At 53.3% G+C, this 17667-nt stretch carries 14 protein-coding genes; 4 read left to right on the plus strand and 10 right to left on the minus strand.

Annotated elements, in window-relative coordinates; genetic code table 11:
* Nucleotides 1-31 precede the first annotated feature (31 nt).
* The 7 genes from MTHE_RS00980 to MTHE_RS01010 form a co-directional block, all read right to left on the minus strand.
* Entirely contained in the window at nucleotides 32-769 is a 738-nt protein-coding gene (locus MTHE_RS00980) for an MBL fold metallo-hydrolase (RefSeq protein WP_011695387.1), read from the minus strand.
* Complete coding sequence (locus MTHE_RS00985) at nucleotides 766-2043, minus strand: ATP-binding protein (RefSeq protein ID WP_011695388.1); 1278 nt, start codon at nucleotides 2041-2043, stop codon at nucleotides 766-768. The genes MTHE_RS00980 and MTHE_RS00985 overlap by 4 nt, the downstream gene beginning before the upstream one ends.
* A 135-nt stretch (nucleotides 2044-2178) precedes the next feature.
* A complete protein-coding gene (locus MTHE_RS00990; protein WP_011695389.1) occupies nucleotides 2179-2784 on the minus strand; it encodes an SGNH/GDSL hydrolase family protein in 606 nt (201 codons plus the stop codon).
* Nucleotides 2781-3584, minus strand: a complete 804-nt coding sequence (gene trpA, locus MTHE_RS00995; protein ID WP_011695390.1) for a tryptophan synthase subunit alpha — start codon at nucleotides 3582-3584, stop codon at nucleotides 2781-2783. Before trpA ends, MTHE_RS00990 begins: the two co-directional genes overlap by 4 nt.
* Entirely contained in the window at nucleotides 3571-4755 is a 1185-nt protein-coding gene (gene trpB / locus MTHE_RS01000) for a tryptophan synthase subunit beta (protein ID WP_011695391.1), read from the minus strand. The genes trpA and trpB overlap by 14 nt, the downstream gene beginning before the upstream one ends.
* Before the next feature lie 272 nt (nucleotides 4756-5027).
* Nucleotides 5028-5309, minus strand: a complete 282-nt coding sequence (locus MTHE_RS01005; protein ID WP_175265659.1) for a SemiSWEET family sugar transporter — start codon at nucleotides 5307-5309, stop codon at nucleotides 5028-5030.
* 17 nt (nucleotides 5310-5326) lie between these two features.
* On the minus strand, nucleotides 5327-5677 hold the full coding sequence (locus MTHE_RS01010; RefSeq protein ID WP_011695393.1) for a hypothetical protein: 351 nt from the start codon (nucleotides 5675-5677) through the stop codon (nucleotides 5327-5329).
* Between the two features lie 171 nt (nucleotides 5678-5848).
* On the opposite strand from MTHE_RS01010, the gene MTHE_RS01015 reads away from it, so the two are divergent.
* The 4 genes from MTHE_RS01015 (at nucleotide 5849) to MTHE_RS01030 (ending at nucleotide 13703) form a co-directional block, all read left to right on the plus strand.
* Nucleotides 5849-6718, plus strand: coding sequence for an IS5-like element ISMth3 family transposase (locus tag MTHE_RS01015; protein WP_011695394.1), 870 nt, complete (start codon nucleotides 5849-5851; stop codon nucleotides 6716-6718).
* Nucleotides 6719-6882: 164 nt separating this feature from the next.
* Entirely contained in the window at nucleotides 6883-9183 is a 2301-nt protein-coding gene (locus MTHE_RS01020; RefSeq protein WP_175265660.1) for a vWA domain-containing protein, read from the plus strand.
* A 648-nt stretch (nucleotides 9184-9831) separates the two neighbouring features.
* Nucleotides 9832-12420 carry an ABC transporter substrate binding protein gene (locus MTHE_RS01025; RefSeq protein WP_011695396.1) on the plus strand — a complete coding sequence of 863 codons (2589 nt, stop codon included), beginning with the start codon at nucleotides 9832-9834 and terminating at the stop codon, nucleotides 12418-12420.
* An 86-nt stretch (nucleotides 12421-12506) separates the two neighbouring features.
* Nucleotides 12507-13703 (plus strand): Nre family DNA repair protein, encoded by a 1197-nt coding sequence (locus MTHE_RS01030; protein ID WP_011695397.1) that lies wholly within the window; start codon nucleotides 12507-12509, stop codon nucleotides 13701-13703.
* 223 nt (nucleotides 13704-13926) lie between these two features.
* Here MTHE_RS01030 and MTHE_RS01035 read toward each other — a convergent pair whose 3' ends face one another.
* From MTHE_RS01035 to MTHE_RS01045, 3 genes are all read right to left on the minus strand, one after another.
* Complete coding sequence (locus tag MTHE_RS01035) at nucleotides 13927-14214, minus strand: hypothetical protein (protein WP_175265661.1); 288 nt, start codon at nucleotides 14212-14214, stop codon at nucleotides 13927-13929.
* Between the two features lie 185 nt (nucleotides 14215-14399).
* Complete coding sequence (locus MTHE_RS01040; protein WP_011695398.1) at nucleotides 14400-15854, minus strand: B12-binding domain-containing radical SAM protein; 1455 nt, start codon at nucleotides 15852-15854, stop codon at nucleotides 14400-14402.
* A 13-nt stretch (nucleotides 15855-15867) separates the two neighbouring features.
* A complete protein-coding gene (locus MTHE_RS01045) occupies nucleotides 15868-17232 on the minus strand; it encodes a B12-binding domain-containing radical SAM protein (protein ID WP_011695399.1) in 1365 nt (454 codons plus the stop codon).
* Nucleotides 17233-17667: the final 435 nt, after the last annotated feature.

The raw sequence follows: 17667 nt of genomic DNA on the forward strand, positions 1-17667 counted from the left end.
CTCCTGTGCCTGAATTCGAAGCGGCCTGCTGCTACAGCACTATTGACATCATGTCATGCGCAAGCGGCCATCTCTTTACAGCCTCATCGTGCGGCGGATAGAGATGGCTCAGGTGCGTCAGCACCGTCTGCCTGGCGTTCAGTCTGTGCGCCAGGGAGATAGCCTCATCAGCGTTCATGTGCTTGTTTAGTTTGTAGCCGGGTGGCATTATCGCATCCGCGATGAAGAGATCTGCATCTCTCATGATATCCAGGCTCTCCTCGGATAGCGCATCATTCGTATCACTTGTTATGACAACCCTCTTACCACCAGCGGAAACCAGCACCCCCATCGTCTCGACCGGTGGATGGTTCACCTCGAAGAGCGTGAATTCCATGCCGGCGATCTCGAAGGGCTCCAGGGGCTCCACATCATGCCGCTGGGGTCTCAGGAAATAGAGGTAACTGATTACGTAGTCCAGGGTGCTGCGGGTTGCGTATACGGGCACATGGTTCTGAACCCTGTGAAAGTCGCCGAAGCCGGCATAGTGATCGTAATGCGCATGCGTCCAGATGACTGCATCCACCTTGCTTATGCCCATCTTGATGAGCTGCCATCGAAGATCAGGGCTCGTATCAATAAGCACCCTTCCCTCGTCGTTCTCCAGAAGTATCGAGAACCTGAGCCGTCGGCTCCTCCCACCATTGAGTGCATCGACGCATGTGGGACATCTGCATCCTATCTTCGGCGTGCCTATCGCATCACCGGTTCCCAGCATCACGACTCTCATAAAGCCACTCTGCCTCTGTGCTCCCTGATCCTGTGCTCGAAGTCCTCTATGGCGCGCAGGAGATCGATGTGCTTGAGAGTTTTGCGGTCCTCCAGAAGTGCATTCAGCATAGCCTCGCGGACAACCAGGCGCAGATCCGAGCCGGAGTAACCATCGGTCAGGCTCGCGATCTCATCAATATCCACCTCTGCATCTATCTTTGAGAGGATCTTCTCTAGGATCCTGCGGCGCATGAGCTCATCAGGCAGCGGAAAGTCCAAGACCTTATCGAACCTGCGCCAGGCAGCATAGTCGAGAAGCTGTGGATGATTCGTTGCAGCTATGAACAGGACGCCATCCTCTACCAGGCTTATCTCATCGATCGCCTTCAGGAGCGTGTTGACCGCCCGCTTGATCGCGCCGTGCTCATCTGAGGTTCTCGTCTTCGCGACGAAGTCGAACTCATCCACAAAGAGGACGCATGGGCTGAGCCGCTTGGCCAGATCGAAGACCTTGTCGATGTTCTTTGAGGTCTCACCCAGGTACTGGCTGGTGATCATCGAGAGCCTGACCTCTATGAGGGGTAGGCCAAGCCACTCTGCAATCGCCCTCGCGGTCGTCGTCTTCCCCGTGCCGGGAGAGCCAACGAAGAGGCTCTTTCCGATCTCCCTCAGCCCAACCCTGCGAAGGTATTCCCTGTGCTCTATAGCCTTCTCTATCTTCGATATCTCGGCCCTCTGCTCATCTGTAAGCACCAGATCCCCGATGCGCTCTCTGATATCCTCAGGCGATTTTATCTGGACGAGCTTAAGCATATCCTCTGAGTCCTGTACAGACTCCTGAAGCTCCTTGATCCTAGCCTCGATCCACTCGCGGTCCGCGAATCTCGGCTTGTTTGCACGTCTTGCCTCTGCGTAGCTGACATCGAGATGATCGTAGTTCTCATAATAGTAAGCAAGAACAGGGTTCGATCTCACCCGCTCGATGCCCTCCCTGGCGAACCACCTCGCACCAAGATCAAACACTGTGAGCCTCAGCTGGGATCCGAACTCCTCTATATCGATGAACGGGAGGCGCTTCGCGATGCTTCTCACGTCATTTATGCTGTATATTTTCTCAACATCAGATATGGTGACGTAGATGGGGCGTTTCACTCCCCTGTGCTCCGGGTCGAAGTAGTGCTTTCTTATCCTTGATGGCAGGTCGTCCTCTGTGAGACTCTCAAACCTGTTGTATATCTCTGCTGTAAGCAGGAGCTCGGTCACCTCTACAGAACCGGGTATCTCGGAACCCATCTTCAGAACTCCGTTCAGAACTGGAGGTAACTGGTGGCCTATAAAAAGAGATAAACCTTTCCGTTCGCCTCAGGAATGCTCAAGGGCCTGCTAGATCAGCGACCGACCCACAGATATTTATTTCTCCACTGCAGATCAGAAAAGCTTCATAAGCTCCTCTGCTATTATTCTGTATCCGTCCTCGTTGGGGTGATCGAGGCCAGGCAGCACAAGCGATTCGAGCGGCATGCCGGATCTCACACGCACCATCCATGCTGCATAAACATCGACGAATCCCACGCCCATTGCAGCCGCGACCTCACCTATTGCACTGTAGTAATCGAGCACGAGCTTATCGTAATAGGGGGTGAGCAGGGGCTGTGAGCTCAGAAGGATTATCTCGCTGCAGCACTCCGAGAGAATTATCTCCACCATCCTCGAGAGATTCGCTCTGAACTCATCCAGACCGATTCCGTAGGCTGCGTCGTTGATGCCAAAGTTTATCGTGACCAGGTCGGGCCTGTGATAGAGGACAGAATGCTCCAGGCGCGCCAGGCCGTCTCTCGTTGTATCCCCTGAGACCCCCTCGTTGTGCATCTCTATCCTGGCATCAGGGTACTTCTCCTGCAGCGCCTGCTTCCAGAAGTACGGGAAGCCATGCCTCACCGCATACCCGGCTGTGATCGAGTCGCCGAATGCGACTATCACGACATCGCATCCAGATCTCAGTGCATTGACTGTGCGTCTGGTGAACTGACTCATGATTGGTGGATGGATGCTGCGGACTTAACACTTACCTCAGAGATCGCTTTCTTCATGCTCCTGATCAGATCCTCGAGCTGGTCAAGCTCTTTTTTACCAATGAGATCAACACATGCGGAGCCGACTATGACTCCGTCTGCGCCGGCCCGGACGAGCTCGGCAGCATGCTCTGGCCTCGAGACCCCGAAGCCAACGGCTCTTGGAATGACTGGAGGTACTCTCTCTACAAGATGCTTCGTCGACTCCTGCAGATCCGCGCGCGCGCCCGTGACCCCTGATCTGGCGACGAGGTACACAAAACCTGAGCTCGTGGAGACGATATCGCGGATGCGTTTATCAGGAGTGTTCGGAGCTATCATGTTTATGAGATCCACGCCATGGCGGCTTGTCACCTCTCGGAGGGGGCGCGATTCCTCCATCGGCAGATCCGGCACAATCATCCCACAGATCCCAGATGCTCTGCAGTCTGACACGAACCTCTCCAGGCCACGCCGATAAACCATGTTGTAGTATCCCATGAATACCTTCGGCACACCATCTATTTTCGATGCAACATCGAAGTACAGGTCTGTGTTCATGCCAGCGGCTATCGCCCTCTGTGACGCGGCCTGTATCACGGGCCCGTCCGCGATCGGATCTGAGTGTGGAAGGCCGAGCTCGAGCACATCAGCACCTGCGCGCACTATCCTATCCGCGATATCCACGGTCTCATCAGGGGAGGGGTCACCGGCGCAGATGTAGACGATGAGAGGTCTGCACCTCCTGAATACCTCGTACAGGCTCATATCAGACGGAGTCATGGGCCATCACCGTGTGCAGATCCTTGTCGCCTCTGCCGGAGATGTTTATCACGCTCAGTTCCCCCAGCACCTCAGGATGCTCTATCGCAAAGCCTACCGCGTGTGCAGATTCAAGCGCGGGTATTATGCCCTCCAGTCTGGAAAGTGCCTTGAACCCCATGATCGCGGTTTCGTCGCTCGCCATCGCCGTCTCGACCCGTCCCGTCTCGGCGAGATGGGCAAGCTCAGGCCCAACACCGGGATAATCCAGGCCCGCGGCTATCGAGTACGACTCCAGTATCTGGCCATATGGATCCTGCAGTATCTTTGTCATTGCTCCGTGAAGCACCCCTGGTTCCCCCAGTGCGAGCGATGCTCCGTGCTCCGCGCTCCGTGCCCCCCTGCCAGAGCCCCTCCCTCCAGCCTCGACTGCGATAAGTCTCACAGCATCTTCCAGGAACGAGGTGAATATGCCCATCGCATTCGATCCTCCGCCGACGCATGCGACGATCGAGTCTGGAAGCCTCTTCTCCTCCGCGAGGATCTGCGATCTAGTCTCGTCTCCAATCACCCTCTGGAACTCACGTACCATCGACGGATACGGATGAGGCCCGGCGACTGTTCCGAGCAGATAGTGAGTGCTCTCATAACTTGCAGCCCAGTCCCTTAGCGCCTCGTTTATCGCGTCCTTCAGTGTTCTCGAGCCAGATTTAACAGGTATGACTCTGGCGCCCAGAAGTTCCATTCTGAAGACGTTCATGCGCTGCCGCTCGATGTCCAACTCGCCCATGTATATCTCCGTCTCGAATCCCAGCAGTGCGCCCACGATCGCTGTGGCGACTCCATGCTGGCCGGCGCCAGTCTCGGCAATAAGCCTTCTCTTTTTCATGTATTTTGCCAGGAGTCCCTGCCCGAGGGTGTTGTTGATCTTGTGCGCGCCACCGTGAAGCAGATCCTCCCTCTTGAGGTACACAGTCCTTCCAAGCGCTCTGCTCAGATTCTCAGCCCTGTAGAGCGGAGTCGGCCTGCCGGCGAAATCTCTCATAAGCCTTGAGAGCTCCTCTGAAAAACCAGGATCCGCTCGCAGTCTCTCGAACGCCTCTGCAAGCTCGAGAAGCGGCTGCACCAGCGTCTCGGGAACGAACCTGCCACCATATCTGCCGAACCTGACCTCGCAGGATATCTCATCCATAAACCACGCCACCAGTTTGATGTATAACAAAGTACATTGTTGGACTTAATAGTACATTGTATTTAAAACTGCCGGCAGAGAGGAAGACGATGGCGGCCATGAGCGCCGCAGCTTCATTAAGAGCAGGTAACAGCACATGGGATCTGTCCGAATAAGCGAAAGGCCGAAAGGTAATTGTGAGAAACAAGAGGCTGTAAGGCCCATATTTTTGGCATCAACATCTTATTCGGAGATGTTCAGCGTAGGGGATACAAGCCCTTGCAGGACGCAGCTCATCTGTTGCTCAGCACCCTGTGACCAGCATTATATTTTAAATACAGTATAATTCCGCATAAAAAGCTTGCCAGCGACACAGCATTTGACACTATGAGGATGGTGTTCTCCAGGTATATGCCGTATAGCAGCCACAGGAAGATGCCTGTTGTATACTGGAGAAGCATCGGCAGGCTCAGATCTCCTACAAGCTTGGTCCTGTACATCTTGATGATCTGCGGGTAAAATCCGAACATCGTGATGGACCCCGCTGCGATGCCCACAATATCCCATGGCTCCATTGGACCAGCCACATGGATCAGAATGGAGGTATCCAGCTGCTCTCGTTGTACGCCATTGTGTATAAGCTGTCGGTTGTGCTCCCCAGCCAGTCTGAGCCGATCTGCGTCTGTGTCGAGTTTGTGTCCCTAACAAGCACGCCGTTGACGAGCTTCCATCCTCTCGGCACGCCACCCCAGCTCCAGAGGTCGCTGCTCGTGTTAACATTACTTGTTGTGTTTATGTTGCTCATCAGCCATGCCCTTCCAAAATCACCGCTGACGCTCTGGAATCTCTCTCCGTAGCTCGCATTTCCCTGGATCTCTGCAATGGCAGACTGGAGCGAGAAGAGGAGGAGCAGCGCAGCCGTAACTCTCCTGCATGCATTCATGTGCCTGAGGACGTAACAGGCAGGATAAAAGGATGTTGGCAGACATGCAAATAATATATAAAAAGATATTTTTTAAAACACAAATGGATTAAAATAGTTTGAAGTGATGTTTTTGCATAGAGTTGCTGTGTTGGATAACTATTTAAACTAGGAAAATATATAATATATTTCATGGCCTATGAGGATAACCGCAATTGGCGCGAATACAATGAGAAATTGGTTAGGCGAGGATGGTTTTACCTTAGCACTGACTTTGTGAATAATTGGGATGAAGAGCTACTGAAGATGAATAAGAACAAGAATGGCAGACCCTATCGCTATCCTGAGACATTTATTCAATTTTGTGGTTTAGCATACGCCTTTCTTCATTTACCATACAGGCAGCTCGAAGGATTTATTCAGGCGCTAAGCGGATTTGTTCCTGGGCTGTTGGCTGCCGATTATTCGACATTATGGCAGAGGATTACGAATTTGGAGTTGAATATTCCAATACCTGATAACGATTTAGTGGTCGCAGTTGACTCAACAGGAATGAAGGTTACGAATAGAGGCGACTGGATGAGAGAAAGTCATGGTGTTGAACGCAGAGGCTGGATAAAAGTGCATATCGCCGTAGATGTTGAAACAAGGAAGCCCGTAACCTTCGAGATAACCGATGAGACCGTCACTGATCATGAGATGGTAAAACCGCTGCTGGAAGATGTTAAGCTTGAAGATTCACTGATGGATGGAGCTTATGATAAGGAGGGGGTATTCGATTTCATGAAAGAGAAGGGCGTAGATATGCCTGGAATCAAGATCAGGAAGAATGCTATCGTCAAAGCAGGCTCGTCCAGAGCCGAACCAGTTCTTGAGTTTATGAAGTATGGATACCACAGTTGGAAAATTGTGCATGGATATGGAAGAAGGTGGGCGGCTGAAAGTGTATTCTCAGCAATTAAGAGGATATTTGGCGAGACTGTGAGGGCCACTTCGAAGGAAGGCATGATTCGCGAAGTACGCAGGATGTTCACATTTTATACTATAATTTTAAGCGTATAACATTATGACGAAGATTCTTGAAAGAATAAGAGAGAATATATGAATATAAAGCTACTTATCCAACACAGCACATAGAGTTGATAGTAGGAGGCAAAACCATCAGACTTGAAGCCATTTTGGTGATACTTTTTTTCGTCCTGACTGGTGGAGCATGTGCTTCAGCGGTGACTGCTGACCAGCACCTGAGCAGGGATGTCATCTCTCCCTCTGAGATCAGCACTGTGACCATAACACTTAGGGGAGGTGAGATACCCTGCGCCAGTCCGGTAGATGTCGTTCTCTCGATAGACAGCTCTGGCAGCATGACCACAAGCGACCCTGGAGATTTGAGGAAGTCCGCTGCCAAGGAGTTCGTCACCGGCCTTGATCTGAGCATGGACAGGGTCGGCGTGGTCAGCTGGAATACGTCAGCGATATCCTGGCCGCTAACGAACAATACTAAAGACATCGAATCCGCTATAGACAGCACAGGTGCCGACGGAAACACATGTCTGGATACTGGATTGAAGAGCGCGATCGATCTGCTCTCTGAGTGCAGCGGATCGAAGGTGATAGTACTTCTCACAGATGGCATCAGCACAGATGGTGGTCATTACACGCCTCCCGGCGTTCCAGGATCTCCAGTGGATGAGGCAAGATCAAAAGGGATATTGGTATTCACCATCGGTCTCGGTCCTGATGCTGACGCGAGAAACCTCACGGAGATAGCGCACAGCACCGGCGGGGAGTTCTACAGCGCCCCTGATGCGAACGCTCTGGCCGGCATATACAAGAGGATCAGGAGCAGCATCACAGGCATCGTGGCGAAGGATGTGACTGTGACATATGTGCTGCCATCATCTATGAATGTGAACCTCTCTCCATACAGTGGATCTCAGCCTGTGGCAACCGTGAGAAATGAGGGCGACTCGACCGTTCTGACCTGGCGGATGGGGACGATTCAGGCCAACCAGAGCAGGATGCTCTCGTTCGATGTGAGCTCACCGGATCCGGGCACGTTCATCCTGGGATCTGCTCCCGATACAGCGGTCAGCTACACCGGCTGCGATAACCTACGCTCAGCGGTTGCGATCCCTCCCGCAACTCTGAAGGTCAGCCCGCCCGGCGCGTTCGGCCTGGAGGGCAGCGGCATCGGCGGAAGCAATAGATCTGTCGTACAGAACATCAGCGTGCTGAGCGTGAGCAAGGAGGTTCTGCCAAATGGAAACGCTCCCTGTCCTGATTGCCCAATGCTGAAGATAACGCTTGATGCGCCTGAGAAATCATGCAGCGCGGATATCCTGTTTGTCATAGACAAATCCGGGAGCATGCGGGATCTCGATAAGAGCGGCCTTAAGAACTACGAGATCATGCAAGCTGCGCTTTATGAAATGCTCAATATGGCATCGAACACTCCTGAGCTCAGGAATGCGAGGATCGCCATCGTGAGCTGGGACGACTTGGATGGTACTGATGAGGACAGGATTACAACACTTGATCCACAGTGGCTGGCGGTTGGAGATCCAAGAATAAAGGCGACGATCCAGCAGTACAACGAAGAGACATGCAAGGAGACCGATCTGACGTTCTACGAGACGGGGCTGCAGAAAGCGATGCAGATCATGCACAGCCGCATACTCTCGCAGGCGAACGATCCTCTCAGCTGCGATACGCGGAGGTTCATAATATTCATAACGTGCCGCAGCGAGTTCAAGGGTATAACACCATCCAGCGTGCTCTACACGATCCCAAGGAATAACACACTGATCCGCGGAGGATTCGAGGGCATCTTCCCGTTCTACATCGGCAAGGATCTGAGTGAGTATCCTCTGGAGCAACAAAACCTGACACTCATTGCGCAGTACGGCGATCCCATGCAGCGCGGTGCAGTGAGACCTGAGAGCCTCACAGCCGAGAATCTGATATCCAGAGTACTGGAGAGAATGAATGGCTGTGGCCAGGGAGCATGGGTCATCAACGTCACTCTCACCGAGACGCTCTACCCGTATCTCAAATACACTGGCGCGGATCCTCTTCCCTCTGCGGTCACATATAACAGAGATGGATCGACGACGCTCAGATGGAACATCGGAACCCTGAACTCCGGAGAGCGGTGGAGCGCCACAATCGACACATCAGTACAGCTGAAGCTGCCTGTGGATGTGACAGAGAGCAGATCCGGCTTCGGCGGCAACATCAGCTCCAGCACGCCATACTCCAGAGTCGATTTCGACTGGCCGGCATTATCATGCGCGGCGCCGCTAAGGAGGCACTACGAGCTGCCTCTCGCAGAGGGCAGGATGTGGATAACCTGTGGCGCGCCATGCCAGGCATCAGCAGCAACCGAACAGAGTACACAGGTGAGAAAAGAGGCCAGCGAGGCAGAGGTACCGTTAGAGAGTCCGCCCAGGGCACAGCCTGGATTCGAGGGGGTGCTGGGTGTGCTCTCCCTGATAACAGGTTATCTCTGCATCAGACGTTCATGAGCCGGGATTGATTCCCGGCATTTTTTATCAGCGTTCTCGCCAGATTCGGGTTGCGTACTTGAACAGCTGAATGATCTGCTGGAATCGATAGCCCTAGGCGAGATATCCCATGAGTCTGGATGGATTGAAAGTTGCGGATTTCAGCGATACGAGTGCACGGGCCGGATTCGAGCATTCGCTGAGGCTCATCCAGGTGAATAGATCAGATCTTGCATAAGATGTAGAAAGCGATTGATGCTGGTTGTGCAGAGCCTGCCCCTCCGACGATTCGGATTCATGAGCCTGCACCAAAACCTTTTCCATCTCTTTTAGCCATGTGTCAAGCACCGGGACCTCCGACGATTCGGATTCATGAGCCTGCACCAAAACCCCGCATGAAGCGGTAGAGGCGTGCCAGAAGGATGAAAGCGTTTGTGATGCTGGGCGATCTCTTCCAAAAACGTGTCGATACATGAGGCTAAATCCTACACGTCGTGCTTTCATGGTTTAACCGCGGATCTGAAGATGTGATGAAAGCGGAGAATGTTTCTGAATCGATAATCGTACCAATTTCAGCATCTTCAAATGCTGAAACTGAAGAATTTCTGTTGCCCGGCTTGAGAAAGTCTTAATACCCGAATTTTGGTAATATTCACAAGGTGTTTGTGCATGAGGTTACATCTCCTGTTTGCTGTTCTTCTCATACTGCTCATAACAGCGGGTGGTGCACCTGCGAAAGAGGTGCTTCTTCTCAACTCCTACAATCCGGGGATGTCCTGGACAGATGATGTGATCGGCGGTGTGCGCCTCAGACTGGCGATCGACGCTCCGAATGCGAATCTCACTGTGGAGTACATGGACACAAAAAAGGTGCTGCTGAACGAGTCCAGAATGGAGTTTCTGAAGAGGCTGTACTCCGAGAGATATGGTGAAAGAAAATTCGATGTGATCATATCTTCAGACGATGACGCGTTCAGGTTTCTTCTGACAAACAGAGATGAGCTGTTCCCCGGAGTTCCTGTGGTCTTCTGCGGTGTGAAGGACTTCAGGCCTGAAATGCTGAGCAATGTCAGTGGATTCACAGGAGTTCTCCTTAACGTGAGCATCGAGGATACGATCGACCTCATGCTCAGGCTTCATCCAGATACGAACAAGATAGTGGTTGTGAACGACAACACCACCACAGGGATGGCAAACAGGAGGATACTCGAGGGCGTCATTCCGAAGTTCAACATCACATTTGATGTTCTTGATAATGTGACTGTGGATGAGCTGCGTGAGAATGTATCCAGGCTTGGCCCTGGTGTGCTCGTCCTCCTACTGACATTCAACAGAGACCGCGCTGGAGAGGTATTCACGTATGAGGAGAGCGCTGAGATTCTCAGGCAGGTCAGCCGCGTCCCTGTCTACGGCGTGTGGGAGATGTGCCTGGGGCATGGAATAGTCGGAGGATATCTCAGCAGCGGAGATGCGCAGGGAATGAAGGCCGCCGAGATCGCGGCGCGCATCCTCCACGGCGCGGATCCAGAGAGCATACCTATCGTCAGCCACAGCCCGAATGTATACATGTTCGATATGCTCGAGCTCCGCAGATTCAACATCTCCCGCGGATCTCTCCCCGCGGAGAGCGAGATAATAAACCGGCCGTATCATGACAGGGCTGATCTGAGCCACATGAACCTCAGCTGGCACGACCTGAGTGGTGCGAGCCTGAACCAGACGTACCTGAACGGCTCTGACCTGAGCAACGCCAATCTTACAGGCGCCTATCTGAGGTACAGCATGATCTACGATGCGAACCTGAGTCTCGCAGACCTCTCCGGTGCAGACATTGAGGGCGCTGATATCCATAACACAGATCTACGCGAGGCCAGGCTGAGAGGCGCAAAGCTCATCGGTGTGGACCTGACCAGAAGCGATCTCAGCCGCGCGGATCTCACAGGAGCTCACATGGAGATCGCCAGGCTCAGCGGCGCGTTGCTGACTGGCACGATGATGGACGGAGCGGATCTGAATGGCACCAAGATGGACGGATGTAATCTGAGCGGAGCGTATGTCAGGAGCGCATTCGTCTACCGTGCCAATCTCAGAGACGCGAATCTCTCAGGAGCGAACATGAGCGGCTCGGATCTCTCGGGCGTGGATCTCACACGCGCAGCTCTCATCTACTCAGACCTGAGAAACGCATCGATGCAGGACTCTGTAATCAGAGATGCGAATCTGACCGGTTCACAGCTTACAGGCGCCATTATGATGCAATCAAACATCTCAGGCGCGAACCTCTCATTCACGGATCTCTCAAACACTGATATGAGAAGATGCTGTATGCTATTTACAGATCTCGTAGGCGCGAGGTTGAACAACGCCAGGCTCGACTCGTCCATGCTCTTCAGGGCAAACCTCTCCCGGGCATCTCTGGTCTCCGCCAGCCTGCAGGGGGTGGATCTATCAGGATCGGATCTCTCGGAGGCGGATCTGAGGGGTGCTGACATGACAAATGCAAAGTTGACGGAGACCGTGCTGGAGGGTGCGGATATGAGCGGCGCCAGGCTCCTCGGCGCGGATCTGACCCAGGCGAGGATGCATGATTTGATCTTAACAAGAGCAAACATGCTCGGCGCCAGGGCGAACTGGGTGGATCTGAGCGGCGCCAGATTATCGAGAGCTCTGCTCACGAGAGCCGAGCTGTTCGGTGCGGATCTTAGCGGCACGGATCTGAGCGGTGCGGATCTCGTAAAGGCATATGCCCTGAGGGCAAACCTCTCGGGCGCGGACCTCACAGATGCAAAGCTAGATGACGCAGACTTCAGCGGGGCGATTCTCAGAGGTGCGAAAATGCCGGAGCTCGTGATTCGCAGCGTCAACTTCGGGCAGGCGGATCTCAGCGATGCCGATATGTCAGGATGCCGTTTTGAGGCGCTCTACGTATCAAACGCTGTGATGAGATCTGCGAATATGAGAAATGCCATTTTCAGAGGGGTGATGTTCGAGAACTGCGATCTGAGCATGGCGGATCTGAAGAGAATAAAGGCGACGGGTGTGTATCTCACCAACACAAGCCTCTCCGGAGCTGATCTGCGGGACTCTGAGCTTTACTCGGTAGGATTTACAAATGTCGATCTGCGCGGAGCCAGGCTCGATGGCATAAGGTACGACAGACCGACGCTCGAGAGCCTGGCGCAGCAGAACCTCGACGGGGTGAGCATGAGCGATGATCTCAGGAGGGATATCGAGAGGGTCAGGAACGAAGCATCCTGACCTATCATACAGAGAGCAGCAGAGCGCAAACTCCAATCTTCAGAGTCGCATGAGCTGACATCCAGAGCGCAAAAATCGGCGTTTTCATGTCGGTAAGATGTATCACGTGCAAGGGGCGCGGCCTCTGCGGCCGGCCTGTGTGTCCGCTGCTGATAAAGCTCGAGGAGCTTGCAGGCCTGCCGAGAATAGGGAATCGACTCGCAGGAGAGTCCCCGCCTGAGATCTTCGTCGGAAGGCACGGATACCCGCTTGTGAGAGCAGGTCCTCTTCTGCCGATTGGCAGCTCACCTGAGCAGCCTGCGCTTGATATCGTCAAAATAATATCTCACAGAACCAGGATGATCAGGTCGGAGCTTGAGATACACGTCCACGATGCAAAAGATCCTGGAAGGCTTCTGGAGAGCGCCCAGCAGATAGCGATGTCCAGCAGGCCTGTGGAGACCGAGGTCTCTTTCGTCAAACCCCCTGAGGGGAGAATGCTCTTCGATGGCGTCCTCTCCCCGATGGGCCCGGGCGGCAGGATCGAGGACATGGATATCACAGGCAACCCATTTGTCCCCAGGAAGGTCGATCAGATCGTGGGCGATACAGATGTAAAGGCGGCATCTGCAGTCTATGAGCTCTACAGCTCCTCGATCTGCATCGACCACATCTCACGTCTCCTCTCTATAGGTCTTCTTGGGCGCGACCGCAGGCTTGTTCCAACGCGATGGGCGATAACGGCATCAGACGACATCATAGGAAACGCTCTGCGCAGCCGTGTTCTTGATATGCCCGAGCTTGGGGGATACGAGCTCTACTCTGGGGGCATCCTCGGAAACCACTTCCAGATAATTCTAATGCCTGGGGCGTATTCTTTTGAGCTCATAGAGATTTGGCATCCGGGATCCGCATGGTCCCCAGAGCGTCTCTGGATAGGATCCGATCGAGAGGGAACCACTGAGAGACGATCGTACAGCCCGCTTGCAGGCGGGTATTACGCTGCACGCCTGCCGGTGCTCGAGCACCTTCTCCGGATGAAGAGACAGGCTGGTGTCCTGGCGCTCAGGGAGATCACGGAGGAGTACTGGGCGCCCCTGGGCGTATGGGTCGTGAGAGACACAGCTAGAGCAGCCCTGGCATCACGCCCCCTCAGGTTCGAGACCCTGGAGGAGGCGATCAGATCCGCGGAGAGCAGGATGAGGACTAAGTCGAGCGCATGGAAGCATCACTCGAAATCCTTCTCCCGCCAGACCACCCTATCATCCTTCTTCGCCGCACAGAGCGCGGAAGATCTGCGGTGATGAAAACTGGTAAGCTACTTTAAGACGTGTGGATACGCGCAAAATAATAACTTTAGGCAATCAGTAGATGGCTCATATTCGCGAATTATCGGAGATAGGACGGGATTTTCGGGATCGTTGGATCCATCAGTTCTGTGCTAATTCACTAATTCAAGAGATGAGACCAAACATATTTGGAGGAAGCCCGCCCATCCAAATCCACTCAATGCAGCTAACTGCTCAATTATTTACCACCTAGCTTAAAAGGTTTTGATCTCGCTCTGTAGGCCTGGATGCTCTCCCAAATGGGTTCGGGATCGGTACCATACTTGTCCATGTAATCCTGACGGCTAAGCTTATTTCCTTTGCCATCCACATAGAGAATCACGCCTGTCACCATATGAATTTTTCCAGCCGGTACAGCAGCAATTTCTGCCGGTAACGGCAGGCATGCCAGCCAGTCCTCTCCTACCTCAGTCTCGTTGATCTCAGAAACCGTGCCACAATTCGGGCAAACTACTATGCGTTTCATACACATGACTTCACATATCTATCTAAATAAATCTTCGCTATTATAGCAACATGGAGGTCATCTAGGCAGATTACTGATACCTTCATTCACTCGCCAGGAGCGCTTAGTAGACCATCGGCTCTACGGGCAGGTTATCATCTGGATAGAAATATACGGCAGTTATAACTCCAGAATGTTTTGGATCTTCACGCCACACCCTTGCACAGCTCCCCCCGCGCCAGGTCCTCCCGAAACATATCTCTTCTGCTCTTTATCCTCAGGAGGAGCTCGAGCTTTCTTTTCGCGTAGATCGGGGCGAGCCGCAGGGCCTCCCTCGCGAACCACCTCGGATAAAGCCTCTTGACCTTGTTGTACTTGAACCACTCCCAGTTGTAGTACCTGGCGTTCATCTCCCACGTGATATACTGCACCTCCTCAGCGCTCAAGTGCTTTGTGCGTACATTGGCGTGAAGACCATCGTAGAACCTGAAGTCGTTGTTCGTTATCAGCCCCATCCGCTCCAGTTCCTCGCGCATCGGGGTCTTGGGGTAAGGTGTGTTGATATAAAATATGGGAAAATCGACTTTTAGCTGTCTTGCGAGGTGGAAGTTCGCCCACATGTCCTCTGCAGTGTCATCTGGATTTCCGCCGATGAGCCCTGTGGATACGATGATGTCGTTATCGTGGAGGTATCTCACAGCACGCTCTGCATGATCCGACATCCTGCCCTTTCCGAAAAACTGGAGGTTCCTCTTGCTGGCGCTCTCAACGCCAAGGAATACACCATCGAAACCTGCCTCGCCCATCTTTTTAACGAGCCTCTCACTGGAGGCGATGCCTGATGCAGATGCCTGCGTCTTGTACCTGAGATGCGTTAGACCTGCGTCTATGATGGCATCGCATATCGCCTCCAATCTTTTCACATCAAGAGTGATGTTGTCATCGGGGAAGAATATCGAGCCTGCGCCGTGCTCCTCCGCATCCTGTATGTCCTCAATGACCCTCTTGATCTCAAACTTGCGGAAGCTCCTGCCGTACATGCTGTTTATCGAGCAGAACTTGCATCCCTGTGTGCACCCCCTGCTCGTCTCCACGGAGTCAACAGGGACATCAAACGCATAGAAACCATCTCTGATCAGGCGAGCATCCCTGTTTGGCATCTCGATCTCCTCAGGATTGAGCAGAGCTCTCGGAGGGTTGTGCTTCATCTCCGAGCCAAATCTGTAGGAGAGACCAGGAACATCATCGAGCTGGCTGCCCCTGATCAGAGCCTGCACCAGCTCCCTGAAGGTCCTCTCACCCTCACCGCGGACTATGTAGTCTATGAGCATCAAATCGCTGCTCGATCCTATCTCCCTGTAGAAGAGCGTGGGGTGGTATCCGCCGATCACGACCTCCGCCCCCGCATCCTTGGCTATCCTGGCGAGCTCGAGGGCCCTTGCATACTGAAAGCTCATCGCTGTGAGCCCTATCAGATCGTAGCGGTTCGCATGCCTTCTCACAAATTCATCCGGGTCTTTTATGCCGTGGAGATCTGCGACATGCACATCACACAGATCATCGATTGCGGCTGCAAGCGAGACCAGGCCGAGGTCGGGTATCCTCGCGATCCTGTCGAAGTCCGGCTGCACCACCGGCGAGGCAAGAAGCAGAACGCGCATGTACTTCACCACATCATACCAGAAGCCTGGGGACCTTCGTCTCGAAGTCAAAGCTGTTCGCTCTTGTTATGTATGAGAAGACCTCGCGGATTCCCTGCAATCCAGCGTACCGGTACGCATTCCTCCACACTCGCGCGGATGTTCTCAGCGGTGCTGTCCAGGGGTAGACGCGTTTGAGGGATCTGTCGAGGACCTCCTCCATCTCCTTTGGGGTTATATTGGGATGATTCCAGACCAGATGCTTTCCGTCGAAGTGATGGTAATCGTGATCGAATATGCCGTAGCGCTCCTGGATCTCGTTCCAGAGCTGCGTCTGAGGCAGCGGCGTGAGCACGCATATCTGGGTGATATCGAGCTTCAGATCCGCGACCCTCTTTACATCTTCGTCTATCGATCTCACGGTGTCATCCTCAAATCCGATCATGTAATAGCCTACAGTGCCCATGCCGTGGCTCTGAAGGAGCTTTATCGTCTCCACAATATCCTCGACGCCCTCGCGCTTCTTTATGTCATCCAGGCGCTCCTGGTGGAGGTTCTCGATCCCGATGGCAGCGCCTGCAAAGCCGCTCACCATCCTGCGCGCGCTGCCATCGCGCCTGGCCACGCGCCGCCTCATCGTCACCCACTCGTCTATCTTCTCTCTGAGGTAATCAGCCCTGGCCATGCATCCCCAGACCATGTCGTACTCATCCAGAATCTCAACGACCCTGTCCGCATGCCTCCTGTTCGCCCCGAAGTTCTCGTCCTCTATTATCACCACGTTGATGTTGTTCTTCTTGTAGTAGTTCACTACCCTCTCGATGCTCTCAAGGGGTATCGGCGTTGGCTTTGGCGCGAAGCATGGGGTCTGACAGAACTTGCATCCAACCCCACACCCCCTTGTTGTGAAGAGGATTCCGTAGATGTTGAGCTTCAGCCCGAAGGGTGTGGAGAGGTACTCGATCAGAGGAGGATGTACCACCTTCTCTATCCTTCTCCCGAAATACGGAGCCACCTGGTGCTCAGCGTATCCCACAAAGACCCTGTCGAATCTGTCCTGTATCTCAGGTGTCAGGGCGCCGTAGTTTCCGGCCCAAAGCTCGTTTATCCCCCTGGCCCTCGCGGCCTCGACCATCTCGAGAATCTCATGCGTCTCGTTGAGGTAAAATGAGAAGCCAACGACATCCCAGCCCTCATCAAGCTTGCGAAGATACTCCTCCCATGTCGGGTACTCCAGGATCTCCAGCTCGGGGATATTCTGCTTCAGAAACCTGAGTCCGAATGACTGTATCCTGGGCCAGTAGAATCTAAACCATCTGCTCCTGGAGTTGGAGCCTATGTAGTCATAGGGCTCGTCATCGTTCTTGTAGACGGTTGTGAAGAGCACCCTTGGGGCCATGGTGGCGAGGTCGCCCTTCCAGGGCTTTAACCTTTACGATGTGTGCGATGGACCTGTCCGAATAAGGATTAAGTGTTTCTGATATGCAGAAGTGGTAAGGTTCAAATTTCTGGTCGCGGCTCTTATCCGGACAGGTTCTGTGTGAGGACATGTCCGAATAAGCGAAGAGTAATTGTGATAAACATGAGCTATAAGGCGCATATTTTTGGCTCCCGCCTCTTATTCAAACACGTTCTGTGCGATGGACATGTCTGAATAAGAGCTGATATCGGAAATCTGTGGTTTGCTGCTTTTGGATGGCGGAGACACTTGATTCTTAATCGAACGGGTTCTGTGCGCTGGAGTCGTCGATGCGCTCAAATTACATTCTAAAGTGGAGACACTTGATTCTTAATCGAACGGGTTCTGTGCGATGGTGTTCCAGTCTCAGTAGCT

Origin of the sequence: Methanothrix thermoacetophila PT (genome assembly GCF_000014945.1) — an archaeon.
Lineage (GTDB): Archaea > Halobacteriota > Methanosarcinia > Methanotrichales > Methanotrichaceae > Methanothrix_B > Methanothrix_B thermoacetophila.

What these genes read in the sequence shown, in the direction of transcription:
- MTHE_RS01015 (WP_011695394.1), top strand. Translation starts at nt 5,849, where the DNA reads ATGGCCTATGAGGATAACCGCAATTGGCGCGAATACAATGAGAAATTG.
- MTHE_RS01005 (WP_175265659.1), bottom strand. Translation starts at nt 5,309, where the DNA reads ATGGAGCCATGGGATATTGTGGGCATCGCAGCGGGGTCCATCACGATG.
- MTHE_RS01010 (WP_011695393.1), bottom strand. Translation starts at nt 5,677, where the DNA reads ATGAATGCATGCAGGAGAGTTACGGCTGCGCTGCTCCTCCTCTTCTCG.
- MTHE_RS01025 (WP_011695396.1), top strand. Translation starts at nt 9,832, where the DNA reads ATGAGGTTACATCTCCTGTTTGCTGTTCTTCTCATACTGCTCATAACA.
- MTHE_RS01040 (WP_011695398.1), bottom strand. Translation starts at nt 15,854, where the DNA reads ATGCGCGTTCTGCTTCTTGCCTCGCCGGTGGTGCAGCCGGACTTCGAC.
- MTHE_RS01035 (WP_175265661.1), bottom strand. Translation starts at nt 14,214, where the DNA reads ATGAAACGCATAGTAGTTTGCCCGAATTGTGGCACGGTTTCTGAGATC.
- MTHE_RS00985 (WP_011695388.1), bottom strand. Translation starts at nt 2,043, where the DNA reads ATGGGTTCCGAGATACCCGGTTCTGTAGAGGTGACCGAGCTCCTGCTT.
- trpB (WP_011695391.1), bottom strand. Translation starts at nt 4,755, where the DNA reads ATGGATGAGATATCCTGCGAGGTCAGGTTCGGCAGATATGGTGGCAGG.
- MTHE_RS01045 (WP_011695399.1), bottom strand. Translation starts at nt 17,232, where the DNA reads ATGGCCCCAAGGGTGCTCTTCACAACCGTCTACAAGAACGATGACGAG.
- MTHE_RS00990 (WP_011695389.1), bottom strand. Translation starts at nt 2,784, where the DNA reads ATGAGTCAGTTCACCAGACGCACAGTCAATGCACTGAGATCTGGATGC.
- MTHE_RS00980 (WP_011695387.1), bottom strand. Translation starts at nt 769, where the DNA reads ATGAGAGTCGTGATGCTGGGAACCGGTGATGCGATAGGCACGCCGAAG.
- MTHE_RS01030 (WP_011695397.1), top strand. Translation starts at nt 12,507, where the DNA reads ATGTCGGTAAGATGTATCACGTGCAAGGGGCGCGGCCTCTGCGGCCGG.
- trpA (WP_011695390.1), bottom strand. Translation starts at nt 3,584, where the DNA reads ATGACTCCGTCTGATATGAGCCTGTACGAGGTATTCAGGAGGTGCAGA.